The sequence below is a fragment of the Klebsiella sp. 7-CIP_Kleb. genome (assembly GCF_050378655.1).
GTDB lineage: Bacteria > Pseudomonadota > Gammaproteobacteria > Enterobacterales > Enterobacteriaceae > Klebsiella > Klebsiella quasipneumoniae.
The window spans coordinates 1456001-1471404 of record NZ_JBNRLJ010000001.1; the positions used below are offsets into that span (position 1 = coordinate 1456001).

Below are 15404 nucleotides of genomic sequence, written 5' to 3' on the forward strand. Positions count from 1 at the left end.
ATGACCGACGCGGTAAAAATTTACCATAACCCACGCTGCTCGAAGAGCCGCGAAACGCTGAGCCTGTTGAAGAGCCACGGCATCGATCCTGAGGTGGTGCTTTATCTTGAGACGCCACCGGATGCCGGGACGCTGCGTCAACTGCTGAAGCTGCTGGGTATGGAGAGCCCCCGCGAGCTCATGCGCCAGAAAGAGGATCTGTATAAATCGCTCAATCTTGCCGACCCGGCGCTCAGCGACGCGGCGCTGATACAGGCGATGGTCGCCAATCCTAAGCTTATCGAACGCCCCATTGTCGTTAGCCGCGGCCAGGCGCGTATTGGCCGACCGCCGGAGCAGGTCCTCGAGATCGTAAGCTAACCCACCCGCGCCGCGCTATCGCGGCGCTTTTTTACGTAGCCGATTCCAGATCTTCCACGCCAATCCCTCCCGCCCGCCTTGCAGTGCTACTGTTCATCTATCGCTCAATCCACTGGACGGATGAACATGAAAAAACCAACCTCAACGCCTCATGATGCCGTATTTAAGAGCTATCTCTCCCATCCTGATACCGCCCGCGATTTTCTGCGGCTGTACCTGCCCGAGACGCTGCTTAAGGTGTGCGATCTGCGTACGCTGCATCTCGAGTCCGGGCATTTTGTCGAAGACGATCTGCGTCCCTTTTACGCCGACATTCTGTATTCCCTGAAAACCACGGCGGGAGACGGCTATATTTATGCGCTTATCGAACACCAGAGCACGCCCGATCGGCATATGGCCTTTCGTCTGATGCGCTACGCTATCGCAGCCATGCAGCGCCACCTTGATGCCGGCCACGATCGGCTGCCGCTGGTGATCCCTGTTCTCTTCTACCACGGTCTGGTGAGCCCCTACCCGTTCTCGCTGCGCTGGCTCGATGAATTCGTCGCTCCGGAGCTGGCCGGCCACCTTTATCACGGGGCGTTTCCGCTGGCGGACATTACCGTCATTCCGGATGACGACATTGCCACCCATCAGCGCATGGCGACGCTGGAGTTACTGCAAAAACATATTCGACAACGCGATCTGGCGCAGCTCCTCGACAAGCTGAGCGAATTATTATTGACTGGTCTGGCGACGGAATCGCAGGTACAAGCCCTGATGCACTATCTGGTGCAGGCAGGCAACGCGCGAGAGCCGATCAAGTTCATTCGCGAGCTGGCGTTACGTACGCCGCAGCACAAGGAGACGTTGATGACAATTGCGGAATATCTGGAACAACAGGGCCTGGAGCGGGGCCTGGCGCAGGGCCTGGCGCAGGGCCGTCAGGAAGGCCGGAAGGAAGAGGCGCAGCGTATCGCCGCCGCTATGCTACACAGTGGCCTGGCGCGCGATCTGGTCGCCCGGTTGACCGGGCTGACGGAGGAGGAACTGACTCCGCAGGCGGACTAGAGTTTAAGGATCTCTTTCACGAAGGGGATCGTCAGCTTGCGCTGAGCGGTAATCGAGGCATGATCCAGCTGATCGAGGGTCATAAACAGCGAGCGCATTTCGCGATCCAGCCGCTTCAGCAGGAAGCGGCAAACGTCCTCCGGCATCTCGAAGCCACGCAGTCTGGCGCGCAGCTGCAGGGCCTGCAGCTTGTCTTCATCCGACAGCGGCTGCAGCTTATAGATCTGCCCCCAGTCAAGCCGCGAGGCGAGATCCGGCAGACCAAGATTCAGTTGCCGCGGCGGCCGGTCCCCGGTGATCAGCAGACGGGTTTTACCTGATTCCAGGATCCGGTTGTAGAGATTAAAGATGGCCATTTCCCAGGGCTCATCCCCGGCGACGCACTCGATGTTATCGATGCAGACCAGCGCCAGCTGTTCCATCCCCTCCAGCACCTCCGGCACAAACCAGGTGCGCTTATCCAGCGGCACGTAGCCCACGGCATCCCCGCGCTGGGAAAGCTCGGCGCAGGCGGCATGTAACAGGTGGCTGCGACCCGCCCCTTCACGTGACCAGATATAAATATACCCGCTGTGTTCCTGGCGCAGTACGTTCTGGAGGGCAGCAAGTAGGGAAGGATTATCACCCGGCCAGAAACTCGCGAAGGTTTCGTCGTCAGGAAGATACAGTGGCAAAGAGAGCTGTGCCGGTGCGTTCAGATGGACCTCAACATAGGCTTACAGAAAAACGCGAAGAGTTTATCACAGATTTAGGTCCGGAGAGAACCGGGCGGGATCGCCGCCCGGTCAGACGATCGTTATTTAACCTCTTCGCTATCCGCGGCGTCGAGAACCACCTCTTCCGGACGCAGGACGCTGATAAGCTTGAAAATCAGGCTGAGTGCGATACCGACGATGGTGGCCAGCGCCATCCCTTTCAGCTCAGCGGCACCGATGTGCACTTTGGCACCGCTGACGCCGATGATCAGGATCACGGAGGTGAGAATCAGATTCTGCGCCTTGCTGTAATCCACCTTCGATTCAATCAGTACGCGGATCCCTGAGGCGCCGATCACCCCGTACAGCAGCAGCGACACGCCGCCCATCACCGGCACCGGGATGATCTGGATCGCCGCCGCCAGTTTGCCGACGCAGGAGAGCAGAATCGCAATGATCGCCGCGCCACCGATAACCCAGGTACTGTAGACGCGGGTAATCGCCATCACGCCGATATTTTCCCCGTAGGTGGTGTTAGGCGTCGAGCCGAAGAAGCCGGAAACGATCGTCGACAGGCCATTGGCAAACATCGAACGATGCAGGCCCGGGTCGCGGATCAGATCGCGTTTGACGATATTAGCCGTCACCACCAGGTGACCGACGTGCTCGGCAATCACCACCAGCGCAGCGGGCAGAATGGTGAAGATGGCGAACCATTCAAAACGCGGCGTGTAGAAGGTTGGCAGCGCGAACCAGTGCGCTTCGGCGATCGGGGTGGTATCGACCACGCCCATCACAAACGACAGCGCATAGCCCACCAGAACGCCAATCAGGATCGGGATAATCGCCAGGAAGCCGCGGAACAAGACCGAACCAAACACCGTCACCGCCAGGGTCACCATCGAGATAATAATGGTTTTACTGTCCGGCGACTGGCCGTCGGCCGGCAGCAGCCCGGCCATGTTGGCCGCCACGCCCGCTAGCTCCAGACCGATAACCGCCACGATGGCCCCCATCGCCGCCGGGGGGAACATCACATCCAGCCAGCCGGTACCGGCTTTTTTGACAATAAAGGAGACGAGGCAGAACAGCACGCCGCACATAATGAAACCGCCCAGCGCCACTTCATAGCCCAGCGGCAGCAGGAGCAGCACCGGAGAGATAAAGGCGAAACTCGATCCCAGATACGCCGGGATTTTGCCTTTACAGATAAAGAGGTACAGCAGCGTACCAATACCGTTGAACAGCAGCACGGTGGCCGGGTTGATGTGGAACATGATTGGCACCAGCACCGTTGCGCCAAACATGGCAAACAGGTGCTGCAAACTAAGCGGGATAGTCTGTAAAAGCGGCGGTCTTTCACTCACCCCGATAGCACGGCGCGTCATAGTGTTTTCCTCTGAGATGGTTAGTTATGTGTGTTTTATTCAAAAAAAAGCCGACTCTCAAAGTCGGCTTATTTATCGTTATGCGATTATTTCGTACCAAAGATCTTGTCGCCGGCATCGCCGAGACCGGGAATGATGTACCCGTGCTCGTTCAGTCCCTTATCGACAGAGGCGGTGTACAGCTCAACGTCCGGGTGCGCTTTCTCCAGCGCGGCAATTCCTTCCGGCGCCGCCACCAGCACCAGCACCTTGATGCTGGTGCAGCCGGCGTTTTTCAGCAGATCGATAGTGGCGATCATCGACCCACCGGTGGCCAGCATCGGGTCAACCACCAGCGCCATACGCTCATCGATGTTGGACACCAGCTTCTGGAAGTAAGGTACCGGCTCGAGGGTCTCTTCATTGCGATAAATACCCACCACGCTGATACGCGCGCTCGGCACGTGCTCAAGTACCCCTTCCATCATGCCGAGGCCTGCGCGCAGGATTGGCACGACGGTAATTTTCTTGCCCTTGATCTGCTCAACTTCCACCGGGCCGTTCCAGCCTTCGATGGTCACTTTCTCGGTCGCCAGATCGGCGGTGGCTTCATAAGTCAGTAAGCTGCCCACTTCAGAGGCGAGTTCACGGAAGCGTTTGGTGCTGATGTCGTGCTCGCGCATCAGGCCCAGCTTGTGTTTGACGAGTGGGTGTTTGACTTCCACAATCTTCATTCTCTTTCTCCTCTGAGGGGCAGCCACAAAAAAAATCGCGGGATTATACCGCTTTTTTCGGATTAGGCCATACCCATCTTGCTTGACGTATATCAAGCAAAGTGATTTAGAGACAAAAAAACCGGAGGCGAGGCTCCGGTTTTAGCGCGGGGTTCTGCCGGGCGGCGCTAACGCTTACCCGGACCGCAAACCCCGCCGGCCCGATAAGCGCAGCGCCACGGGGGAATTATAGCTGCTCCCCGTTGCTGGCAATCACCTTCTTATACCAGTCGAACGACTTCTTCTTACTGCGCTCCAGCGTGCCGTTGCCTTCATTATCTTTATCCACGTAGATAAAGCCGTAGCGTTTTTTCATCTCCCCCGTTCCGGCGGAAACCAGATCGATACAGCCCCACGGGGTATAACCCATCAGATCGACGCCATCCTCGACCACCGCCTTTTTCATCTCCGCGATATGGGCGGAGAGATAATCGATACGGTACTGGTCATCCACGCTGCCATCCGCTTCACGAACATCGATCGCGCCAAAACCGTTTTCGACAATAAACAGCGGTAGCTGATAGTGATCCCAGAACCAGTTCAGCGAATAGCGCAGGCCGACCGGGTCAATCTGCCAGCCCCAGTCCGACTTTTTCACGTACGGGTTGGAGACCAGGCTGGTGGTTTCATCATAATCGAGCAAGGGGTTGTCTTCGGTGGCTTTGGTGGCGAAGGACATATAGTAGCTAAAGCCGATGTAGTCGACACAGCCTTCGGTTAACGCCTGACGATCGGCTTCGGTGATGTCCAGGCTAAAGCCGCGGCGGGCAAAATAGTTGAGCAGATGCTGCGGATAGCGGCCGCGCACGTGGACATCGGTGAACCAGTACCGACGGTGCATGGCGTTCATCGCCATCATCATATCGTCCGGCGCGCAGGTCAGCGGATAGATAGGGCACATGGCGATCATGCAGCCTATCTGCAGAGCAGGGTTGATCTCGCGCGCCGCTTTCACCGCCAGGGCGCTGGCCACCAGCTCATAATGTGCGGCCTGGTACATTACCGGTTCCCGATCTTCACCCGGTAAATACTTCAGACCGGAGTTGGTGAAAGGGGCAAAGTCCTCATGGTAGTTAGCCTGGTTGTTGATCTCGTTGAAGGTCATCCAGTACTTCACTTTATGCTGATAGCGGGTGAAGACGACCCTGGCGAAGCGCACGAAAAAGTCGATCAGCTTGCGGTTACGCCAGCCGCCGTACTCGGTGACCAGGTGATAGGGCATTTCAAAATGCGACAGCGTAATGACCGGTTCAATACCGTGTTTCAGACATTCGTCGAACAGATCGTCATAAAACTGCAGGCCAGCCTCGTTCGGCTCCTGTTCATCGCCCTGCGGGAAAATACGCGTCCAGGCAATCGAGGTGCGGAAACATTTGAAGCCCATTTCGGCAAACAGCGCCAGGTCCTGCGGGTAGCGATGATAAAAATCGATCGCCTCATGGTTCGGGTAGTTTTTTCCCGCCACCACGCCGTCGGTGATTTCCCGCGGCACGCCGTGGGCGCCGGCGGTCATCACATCCGCCACGCTGACCCCCTTGCCCCCCTCCTGCCAGCCGCCCTCTAACTGATGAGCCGCCACCGCGCCGCCCCACAGAAAACCTTCTTTAAATCCGGACATAGTCTCTCCCTAAGGTCGATCGTCGCCAGGCGAACGATAGTGCTGATTGAAATGGTAAACCGCGCCAATCAGGCCGGCATCGTTGCCGTGACTGACGGTATCGAGATAGTCGGCAATGCCGAACCAGGCCAGATGCTGGCGCAGCAGCGTCAGAAATCCAGGGCGTTCCACAACGCCGCCGCCGATAAAAATGGTCTGCGGATCGAAGATATTGACGAGGTTATAAAGGCCATGACCCAGGCCATTGAAGAACTCGGCGACCAGACGCTGGCAAACAGGGTCGCCGGCGTCATAGCGGTCAAAAATCATTTCGCCAGTGACGCTATCCAGCGGCGCGCCAATATGTTCTGCATAGCGATGGCGCAGCACCCGCAGGGTGCAGTTTTCATTCATCGAGTAGCGACGGGGATCGCGTCCGCCGGGACGATCGGTAAGCATATAGCCGAACTCGCCGGCGCGAAAACGCGCCCCGTGGATCAGCTGATGTTGGCAAAAAATCGCTCCACCGATGCCAGTGCCGATAGTGAGCACCAGAAAATTGGCCATCTCCGCCGCTTTACCCTGCCAGCGCTCGGCCAGCAGCACGCAGTTGGCGTCGTTTTCCACCGAGACCGGCAGCCCGGTTCGCGTCTCGAGCCATGATTTCATGGCGAAGTTATCAAATCGACGGATAGCGCCGCCCATGGTGATAAATCCACTGTGCGGATCGACATAGCCCGGCGCGCTGATGGCAATGCCTTCGCATGACGGGTGGGCCGCCAGCCACGACAGCATGGTCTGTAAGATATGATCGCCATCGCTGTCATTGATTGACTGCTTCGCGGTTTCCAGCAGCCTGCCGTCGCGGGTCATGACGCCCATCTTTAACGCGGTGCCACCGATATCAAATGCCGCAATCTTCATTCATCCCTCCCCTGTCGAGCATAAATCACCGGTAATCCATACGGCGATCAATCACAGAAACCGGTTTCATTGATATGATGGGGATTACCTGACACTGAGGCAAGCACAAGGCTGTACCCGGTTTCATTTTCGTGAGCAGTATCAAATTTGACCATCCGCCAACGGTTTTACGCCGACTGTAAAGCAGGCTCGCAAACGTTTGCTTTCCCTGTTAGAATTGCGCCGATTTTTCTTGCTTACCGCAAACGCGTGGAGACTTCGCAGTGACCGACAAAACCTCTCTCAGCTATAAAGATGCCGGCGTGGATATTGATGCAGGCAACGCTCTCGTCGACCGTATTAAGGGCGTGGTGAAGAAAACCCGTCGCCCGGAAGTGATGGGTGGACTGGGCGGATTCGGCGCGCTGTGCGCACTGCCGCAGAAATACCGCGAGCCGGTACTGGTCTCCGGCACCGACGGCGTCGGTACCAAGCTGCGTCTGGCAATGGATCTGAAGCGTCACGACACCATCGGCATCGACCTGGTCGCCATGTGCGTGAACGACCTGGTGGTTCAGGGTGCTGAACCGCTGTTTTTCCTTGATTACTACGCCACCGGTAAACTGGACGTCGATACCGCAGCCAGCGTCATTAACGGCATCGCCGAAGGCTGCCTGCAGTCCGGTTGCGCGCTGGTGGGCGGTGAGACCGCAGAGATGCCGGGGATGTACCACGGCGAAGATTACGACGTGGCGGGTTTTTGCGTCGGGGTGGTGGAAAAATCAGAAATCATCGACGGCAGCAAAGTCGCTGACGGCGATGTGCTGGTGGCGCTGGCCTCCAGCGGCCCGCACTCTAACGGCTATTCGCTGGTGCGTAAGATTATTGAAGTTAGCGGCGTTGACCCACAGACCACCGACCTTGACGGCAAACCGCTGGCCGACCATCTGCTGGCGCCGACCCGCATCTATGTGAAATCGGTCCTCGACCTGATTGCCAGCGTTGACGTCCACGCCATCGCCCATCTGACCGGCGGCGGCTTCTGGGAAAACATCCCGCGCGTACTGCCGGACAACACCCAGGCGGTGATTGATGAGTCTTCCTGGCAGTGGCCGTCCGTCTTCAAATGGCTGCAAACCGCCGGTAACGTCAGCCAGCATGAGATGTACCGTACCTTTAACTGCGGCGTGGGGATGGTTATCGCCCTGCCGGCAGCAGAAGCAGACAAGGCCATTGCCCTGCTGAACGAGAAAGGTGAAAACGCGTGGAAAATCGGGTATATCAAAGCCTCCGATTCCGAACAGCGTGTGGTCATTGCATGAAAAACATTGTGGTGCTGATTTCCGGTAGCGGCAGTAATTTGCAGGCGATCATCGACGCCTGTGGCCGGAAACAGATAAACGGCACCCTGCGTGCGGTATTCAGTAACAAGGCCGATGCGTTCGGCCTTGAGCGCGCGCGCGCGGCCGGGATCCCGGCCCACGCGCTGGCGCAAAGTCAGTTTGCCGACCGGGAAGCGTTCGATCGTCAGCTGATGCATGAAATTGACGCCTACGCCCCGGATCTGGTGGTGCTGGCGGGCTATATGCGTATCCTTAGCCCGGCCTTTGTCAGCCACTATCAGGGACGACTGCTGAACATCCACCCTTCGTTACTGCCGAAGTATCCTGGCCTGCATACCCATCGCCAGGTGCTGGAAAACGGTGACGAGGAGCATGGGACCTCGGTGCACTTCGTCACCGATGAGCTGGATGGCGGTCCGGTTATCCTGCAGGCCAAAGTGCCGGTCTTTGCTGGCGACAGCGAGGAAGAGGTCACGGCGCGGGTACAGACCCAGGAACATGCCATTTATCCGCTGGTGATCAGCTGGTTCGTCGAGGGGCGTCTGCGCATGGTGGGCAACCACGCCTGGCTGGATGAACGACAGCTTCCCCCCCAGGGCTATGCCGCTGAAGAATGAACAACAGCCCCGCCTTTCTCCATCGCGGGGCTTTTTTTTAATTAAAATTGTTTATTAATCAAACATCTCACAGAAATAATTCTTCTTACTGTCATATAGTTGTGACACAGTAAATCGCTATGCAGAAAAATTCGTCATAATAGTCTACGTCCTGTGAGTAAAACGGAGTGTGAGCGGTAATGGGCCAGGAAAAGCTATACATCGAAAAAGAACTCAGCTGGTTATCTTTTAACGAACGCGTGCTGCAGGAAGCGGCGGACAAAAGTAACCCGCTGATTGAGCGCATGCGCTTCTTAGGGATCTACTCCAACAACCTTGATGAGTTTTACAAAGTGCGCTTCGCTGAGCTTAAGCGCCGGATTATTATCAGTGAAGAACAAGGCAGTACCGCCCATTCTCGCCACCTGTTAGGCAAAATCCAGGCCCGCGTTCTGAAGGCCGATCAGGAATTCGATAGTCTGTATAACGAACTGCTGCTGGAGATGGCGCGCAACCAGATCTTCCTGATCAACGAGCGCCAGCTGTCCGTCAATCAGCAGGCCTGGCTGCGCAACTACTTTAAACAGTATTTGCGGCAGCATATCTCGCCGATCCTGATTAACCGCGAAACGGACCTCGTGCAGTTCCTGAAAGATGATTACACCTATCTGGCGGTGGAGATTATCCGCGGGGAAAACATCAACTATGCCCTGCTGGAAATTCCGTCGGATAAGGTCCCGCGCTTCGTAAACCTGCCGCCGGAAGCGCCTCGCCGCCGTAAGCCAATGATCCTGCTGGATAACATTCTGCGCTATTGCCTGGACGACATTTTTAAAGGCTTCTTTGATTACGATGCGCTGAACGCCTACTCGATGAAAATGACCCGTGACGCCGAGTACGATCTGGTGCATGAGATGGAGTCGAGCCTGATGGAGCTGATGTCCTCCAGCCTGAAACAGCGCCTGACCGCCGAGCCTGTTCGCTTCGTCTACCAGCGCGATATGCCGGACGCGATGGTCGAAATGCTGCGCGATAAGCTCTCCATCTCCAACTATGACTCAATGCTGCCGGGCGGCCGCTATCACAACTTCAAAGACTTTATCGGCTTCCCGAACGTGGGTAAGGCCAATCTGGTCAATAAACCTATGCCGCGCCTGCGTCATCTGTGGTTTGATAAATTCCGCAACGGCTTCGACGCCATTCGCGAACGCGATGTGCTGCTCTACTACCCCTATCATACTTTTGAGCATGTGCTGGAGCTGCTGCGTCAGGCCTCGTTCGACCCCAGCGTACTGGCGATCAAAATCAACATCTACCGCGTGGCCAAGGATTCGCGCATCATCGACGCGATGATCCACGCCGCCCACAACGGTAAAAAAGTCACCGTAGTGGTGGAGCTGCAGGCGCGTTTTGACGAAGAGGCCAACATTCACTGGGCGAAACGCCTGACGGAAGCGGGCGTCCACGTTATCTTCTCCGCGCCGGGCCTGAAAATCCACGCCAAGCTGTTCCTGATCTCGCGTAAAGAAGGCGATGAGGTCGTGCGCTACGCCCACATCGGCACCGGTAACTTCAACGAGAAGACCGCGCGGATCTATACCGACTATTCGCTGTTAACCGCCGATGCGCGCATTACCAATGAAGTTCGCCGGGTGTTTAACTTTATTGAAAACCCCTACCGCCCGGTCAGCTTCGATTACCTGCTGGTGTCGCCGCAGAACTCGCGTCGTCTGCTGTATGAGATGATCGACCGCGAGATCGCCAATGCGCAGAACGGGCAACCGTCCGGTATTACCCTGAAGCTGAACAACCTGGTGGATAAAGGACTGGTAGACAGACTGTATGCCGCCTCCAGCTCCGGCGTGCCGGTCAACCTGTTAATCCGCGGCATGTGCTCGCTGATCCCCGGTCTGGAAGGCATCAGCGAAAATATTCGCGTCATCAGCATTGTGGACCGCTTCCTCGAGCATGACCGGGTCTATTGTTTTGAAAACGGTGGCGATAAGCAGGTCTGGCTCTCCTCTGCCGACTGGATGACGCGTAATATCGATTATCGCATCGAAGTTGCCGCCCCGCTGCTCGACCCGCGCCTGAAACAGCGGGTGCTGGATATTTTTGATATCTTGTTCAACGATACGGTAAAAGCGCGCTATCTTGATAAAGAACTGAGTAATCGCTATGTGCCGCGCGGCAATCGCCGTAAAGTGCGCGCTCAGATGGCGATTTACGATTATCTCAAATCACTCGAACAACCCGACTAACCTATGCCAATAAACGAAAAAACCCCTCGGCCGCAGGAGTTCGCTGCGGTTGACCTTGGTTCGAACAGTTTTCATATGGTGATCGCCCGTGTCGTCGACGGCGCCATGCAGATCATCGGACGCCTGAAACAGCGCGTACATCTGGCCGATGGCCTCGATGAAAACTCGGTGTTGAGCGAAGAAGCCATGACCCGCGGGCTGAACTGCCTGTCGCTGTTTGCCGAACGCCTGCAGGGGTTCTCCCCTTCCAGCGTCTGCATCGTCGGGACGCATACGCTGCGCCAGGCGACCAATGCGGCAGAGTTTCTTAAACGCGCGGAAAAAGTGATCCCCTACCCGATCGAGATCATCTCCGGTAATGAAGAAGCGCGCCTGATTTTTATGGGCGTGGAGCACACGCAGCCGGAGCGCGGCCGTAAGCTGGTGATTGATATCGGCGGCGGTTCGACCGAGCTGGTCATCGGTGAAGATTTTGAGCCCCGGCTGGTGGAAAGCCGTCGCATGGGCTGCGTGAGTTTCTCCCAGGCCTACTTCCCCGGCGGGACCATCAATAAAGAAAATTTCCAGCGCGCTCGCCTGGCGGCGGTGCAAAAACTGGAAACCCTGGCCTGGCAGTTCCGTATTCAGGGCTGGACCGTGGCGCTGGGCGCCTCCGGTACCATTAAGGCCGCCCAGGAAGTGCTGGTGGCTATGGGCGAGAAGGACGGGTTTATTACGCCGGAGCGCCTCGAAATGCTGGTCAGTGAACTGCTGAAGCATAAAAACTTCGACGCGCTCAGCCTGCCCGGCCTCTCGGAAGATCGTAAAGCGGTCTTTGCCCCGGGGCTGGCCATTCTGTGCGGCGTATTTGACGCGCTAGCCATTAAAGAGCTTCGTCTGTCTGATGGCGCGCTGCGTGAAGGCGTGCTGTACGAAATGGAAGGCCGCTTCCGCCACCAGGATATTCGTAGCCGTACGGCGCAGAGTCTGGCGAATCAGTACAACATCGATCGCGAACAGGCGCGCCGGGTGCTGGAAACCACCACCCTTATGCTGGAGCAGTGGCAAGAGCAGAATCCCAAGCTGGCCAATCCGCACCTGGCGGCGCTGTTGAAGTGGGCGGTGATGCTCCATGAGGTGGGCCTGAATATTAACCACAGCGGCATGCACCGCCACTCGGCCTATATTCTGCAGAACAGCGACCTGCCGGGCTTCAACCAGGAGCAGCAGATGCTGATGGCCACCCTGGTGCGCTATCATCGCAAAGCGATAAAACTCGACGATCTGCCGCGCTTTACGCTGTTCAGGAAAAAGCAGTTTCTGCCGCTGATCCAGCTGCTGCGCCTCGGCGTGCTGCTGAACAACCAGCGTCAGGCCACCACCACGCCGCCGACGCTACGGCTGCAGACGGAAGCTCACCACTGGACGCTGACCTTCCCGCACAACTGGTTTAGCCAGAATGCGCTGGTGCTGCTGGATCTGGAAAAAGAGCAGCAGTACTGGGAAGGTGTGCCGGAGTGGCTGCTGAAAATTGCGGAAGAAGAGCCAGACGCCTGATCGCCTCTATGGATATCATGCGAGCCGGGCCATCGCGCCCGGCTTTTTTACAGCTTCAGGCGCTCATCCCCTCCGCCAGCTGCGTCAGAGGCACCGGGACGCCAATATCATAGCCCTGCATATAATCGATCCCCAGCGCGATGACCGCCTGGCGTATCTCCGGCGATTCAACATATTCGGCCACCACCTGCATGTTCTTCATCCGCGCCAGACGACAGATTGAATCCACCACCTGGTAATCAAGACTGCTGGCGAGCAGATTGCGAATAAAGCTGCCGTCGATTTTAAGAATATCGACGTTCATCGTTTTTAACCGCGCATAGCTGGCGTAGCCGGTACCAAAATCATCGATAGCTACCCGGCAGCCCAGTGCCCGCAGGTGCTCTAATGTCTGGCAAACTAGCTCGGGGTTGCTGAGCGCATAGTTTTCGGTCAGCTCGAAAATAATCTGCCATGGCTCAATGTTGTAGGCCTGCAGCAGGTTTTCGACCTCCTCGGGAAACTGACTGCGGCTCAACGAGACCGGAGAGAGGTTGATCGCCAGCCGCAGACCGGGCAGCGCCCGCCGGTTGGCATCCATAAAGGCCAGGGTATGCTCAATGACCCACTGATCCACGCGCGTGGACAGCCCAAACTCGTGCGCCACCGGCAGGAACTCGTTGGGCCCCGTCAGTTCGCCCGACTCGCCTTTCATCCTCAACAACACTTCATGGTAATTGTCGCCGCGAATGCCCTGGATAGGCTGCGCCATCAGGACAAAATAGTCTTGCTCCAGCGCCTTGAGGATGCGGTTCATCATCGCCACTTTGTCTTTCAGATCCTGCTGGACATGCCCGGCGCCGCGGCGCTGCAAATTCTCCGGATGGCCACTGGCCAGCGACATGTCGGCAATCGTGTTCAGCTCGCCAAGCAGCAAATACAGATGCTTCACCGGCGAGCGGACGTTGCAATAGCTCATGCCGATCCGCGGCTGCAGGGGGACCCCGTCCCAGTGAAAACGGAACTGTCGCAAGGAGCGCTCAATTAAGTGAATGCGCGCCTGGTGCCCTTCGCTGTTGAGACGAAACACTAAATCGTGACCGGCAAGATGATATACCGCTTCGTTCGGCTCCAGCAGCGCACGCAGGTGATTCGCCAGCATTTGCTTATACTGAATACGCAACAGCACCCCGTAGTGGCGGCCCAGCAGTTCAAGCTCAGGAATACGCAAAAAACAGAGCGTCGACCAGCTCGCGCCGTTCAGCGCCCGGCTCAGCGCCCGCAGATTCGGCATATGTACTACCGGGTCGAGGAAGGCCATCTGTCGGACGCGGGCGTAGATCAGCCGCTGCTGTGTTGCCAGCATCGCCGTATAGGCGACAATAAACGAGAACACCAGGTAGCTTGACGAGGTGATCGCCAGCTGAGTGTTATAACTTGGATAAATAGGTAAATAACGGTAATGAAAATGGATCACGGCGATCAGTACCGGCGTCCATATCAGCGAGATAAAGCGATAGCCAAAACGCATCGCCCCCCACAGCATCACCGGCATCAATAAGGATAATGTATAATTTGTACTAAATATGGTGCTGGTATCATTAAGCGGCATCAATAATAGCCCCAGCAACAGGGTTAATATCGCCGCCCAACTGATGATTTCAATTTTCTTTATTTTTGGATCAATTTGTAAGCGAACCTGAGAAATATACCCGCGCAAATAAAAAGGGTTACGAATTACCCGCAGTAGTAAATAACATAACGGTACGCCGGTCAGGCACCCCACCATCAGCGCCTGAAAGGTGATTAACGACCGTAAACTAAACGGCGAGACGCCGGTCATATCCGTTGTGCGCGGATGTAGCCCCAGATACTCGGCGATCTGCGACAAAATCAGAAAAATGACCGAAGGGAGCAGCATTTGCCAGAACAGACGATGCGGCATCAGCCTGACGTTACCGTGCGATACCTGCTGCCGTTGGGGAACAAAGATGCGATATCCGCCCCAGCAAAGCACGCAGGGGATCAGGAAATGGAACAGTACGCCAACGGCCTGCTCCGGCGTCATGCCCCGGGCCAGCGTTAGCAGCAGACCAACGATAATTCCGGGGATCGCCGCCCAGCCGAAAAACATCATCAGGCTGAGCACCAGCGCCAGGGGAAGATAATAAAGATAAACCATATGCCCATTCAGCATGGTATATGTATTCATCCCTCTGGCAAGGGGTAATAATAACACAGGCAGGAGAAGCGGTAAGGCCCACCATTTGTCGCGATATTGTTGATAGTATTTTAATAAATTCATAGGTGCTCTACAGAGAGCCTCTGCTCCTGCGAGGCATATTCAGGCAGGCATCCAACCACCCCATGCTGACCGCATAAGTAATAACGATACGGTAACGTCCGCTGATTTTAGTGGTGAAGAGAATGAGGCTGTTGATGTAAATCAACAAATGCTGACACCAACATTAATAAAACTTATTTTTTCAGCTTTTCGCGGCTAATAAAGAGAGCATGTAAATACGAGGATTATCTTATATAACATTAATTAATGTTTTCACTGCCGCACTTTTACATCTGCATCAATTGACCCCACCTCGTTCCTGTGCCTTAATACCCCCATCGCCCATCTTCGGGTATACTTCAAGGAACCTTTTGTGAGTCAGGCACCCAGTATGCGTAAACGACATCGATTTAACCGTCGCATGACCCGTATCGTACTGCTTATCAGCTTTCTCTTCTTCTTTGGACGCTTTGTCTACTCCTCCATCGGCGCCTGGTATCATCACCAGGATAAAAAAGCGTCGCAGGAGTCAACGCTCACCGTCGAGCCCTCCGCCCGCGAGTAACCCGTTGATCCTGATGCCGGATACGCCTCTATCCGCAGGCAGAGACGCCCGTTTTCCGAGGCACTATCCCTGACGAGGCATGTTTTGCCGCTGAC

Annotated in this window: 13 protein-coding genes; 7 read left to right on the forward strand and 6 right to left on the reverse strand. The window is 56.2% G+C overall.

Going from position 1 to position 15404, the window contains the following annotated elements; all coding sequences use genetic code 11:
• A complete protein-coding gene (arsC, locus tag ACQUTI_RS07085) occupies positions 1-360 on the forward strand; it encodes an arsenate reductase (glutaredoxin) (RefSeq protein ID WP_048295276.1) in 360 nt (119 codons plus the stop codon).
• 126 nt (positions 361-486) lie between these two features.
• Positions 487-1410: an Rpn family recombination-promoting nuclease/putative transposase gene (locus ACQUTI_RS07090; protein ID WP_017900446.1), complete on the forward strand. Its 924-nt coding sequence runs from the start codon at positions 487-489 to the stop codon at positions 1408-1410.
• Here the strand turns inward: ACQUTI_RS07090 and ACQUTI_RS07095 are convergent.
• The 5 genes from ACQUTI_RS07095 to bglK form a co-directional block, all read right to left on the reverse strand.
• Complete coding sequence (locus ACQUTI_RS07095; protein WP_020947395.1) at positions 1407-2108, reverse strand: DnaA inactivator Hda; 702 nt, start codon at positions 2106-2108, stop codon at positions 1407-1409. The two genes, ACQUTI_RS07090 and ACQUTI_RS07095, sit on opposite strands and share 4 nt — an antisense overlap.
• Positions 2109-2206: 98 nt before the next feature.
• Positions 2207-3493 carry a uracil permease gene (uraA, locus tag ACQUTI_RS07100; RefSeq protein WP_048295277.1) on the reverse strand — a complete coding sequence of 429 codons (1287 nt, stop codon included), beginning with the start codon at positions 3491-3493 and terminating at the stop codon, positions 2207-2209.
• A gap of 86 nt (positions 3494-3579) precedes the next feature.
• Positions 3580-4206 carry a uracil phosphoribosyltransferase gene (gene upp / locus ACQUTI_RS07105; protein WP_004201927.1) on the reverse strand — a complete coding sequence of 209 codons (627 nt, stop codon included), beginning with the start codon at positions 4204-4206 and terminating at the stop codon, positions 3580-3582.
• Positions 4207-4432: 226 nt separating this feature from the next.
• The gene (locus ACQUTI_RS07110) at positions 4433-5863 is read right to left on the reverse strand and encodes a 6-phospho-beta-glucosidase (RefSeq protein ID WP_017900444.1); all 1431 of its coding nucleotides are present in this window, start codon (positions 5861-5863) and stop codon (positions 4433-4435) included.
• 9 nt (positions 5864-5872) lie between these two features.
• The gene (gene bglK / locus ACQUTI_RS07115) at positions 5873-6766 is read right to left on the reverse strand and encodes a beta-glucoside kinase BglK (protein WP_048295279.1); all 894 of its coding nucleotides are present in this window, start codon (positions 6764-6766) and stop codon (positions 5873-5875) included.
• Between the two features lie 263 nt (positions 6767-7029).
• Between bglK and purM the strand changes: the two genes are divergently transcribed.
• The 4 genes from purM (at position 7030) to ppx (ending at position 12481) form a co-directional block, all read left to right on the forward strand.
• A complete protein-coding gene (purM, locus tag ACQUTI_RS07120; RefSeq protein ID WP_023318861.1) occupies positions 7030-8067 on the forward strand; it encodes a phosphoribosylformylglycinamidine cyclo-ligase in 1038 nt (345 codons plus the stop codon).
• Positions 8064-8705: a phosphoribosylglycinamide formyltransferase gene (gene purN / locus ACQUTI_RS07125; protein WP_004201920.1), complete on the forward strand. Its 642-nt coding sequence runs from the start codon at positions 8064-8066 to the stop codon at positions 8703-8705. Before purM ends, purN begins: the two co-directional genes overlap by 4 nt.
• 179 nt (positions 8706-8884) lie before the next feature.
• Positions 8885-10945, forward strand: a complete 2061-nt coding sequence (gene ppk1 / locus ACQUTI_RS07130) for a polyphosphate kinase 1 (RefSeq protein WP_002913838.1) — start codon at positions 8885-8887, stop codon at positions 10943-10945.
• A gap of 3 nt (positions 10946-10948) precedes the next feature.
• The gene (ppx, locus tag ACQUTI_RS07135) at positions 10949-12481 is read left to right on the forward strand and encodes an exopolyphosphatase (protein WP_004201914.1); all 1533 of its coding nucleotides are present in this window, start codon (positions 10949-10951) and stop codon (positions 12479-12481) included.
• Positions 12482-12536: 55 nt separating this feature from the next.
• Here ppx and ACQUTI_RS07140 read toward each other — a convergent pair whose 3' ends face one another.
• Positions 12537-14765, reverse strand: coding sequence for a sensor domain-containing phosphodiesterase (locus ACQUTI_RS07140; RefSeq protein WP_043520153.1), 2229 nt, complete (start codon positions 14763-14765; stop codon positions 12537-12539).
• Positions 14766-15135: 370 nt separating this feature from the next.
• Between ACQUTI_RS07140 and ACQUTI_RS07145 the strand changes: the two genes are divergently transcribed.
• On the forward strand, positions 15136-15309 hold the full coding sequence (locus tag ACQUTI_RS07145) for a YfgG family protein (RefSeq protein WP_017900441.1): 174 nt from the start codon (positions 15136-15138) through the stop codon (positions 15307-15309).
• Positions 15310-15404 lie beyond the last annotated feature (95 nt).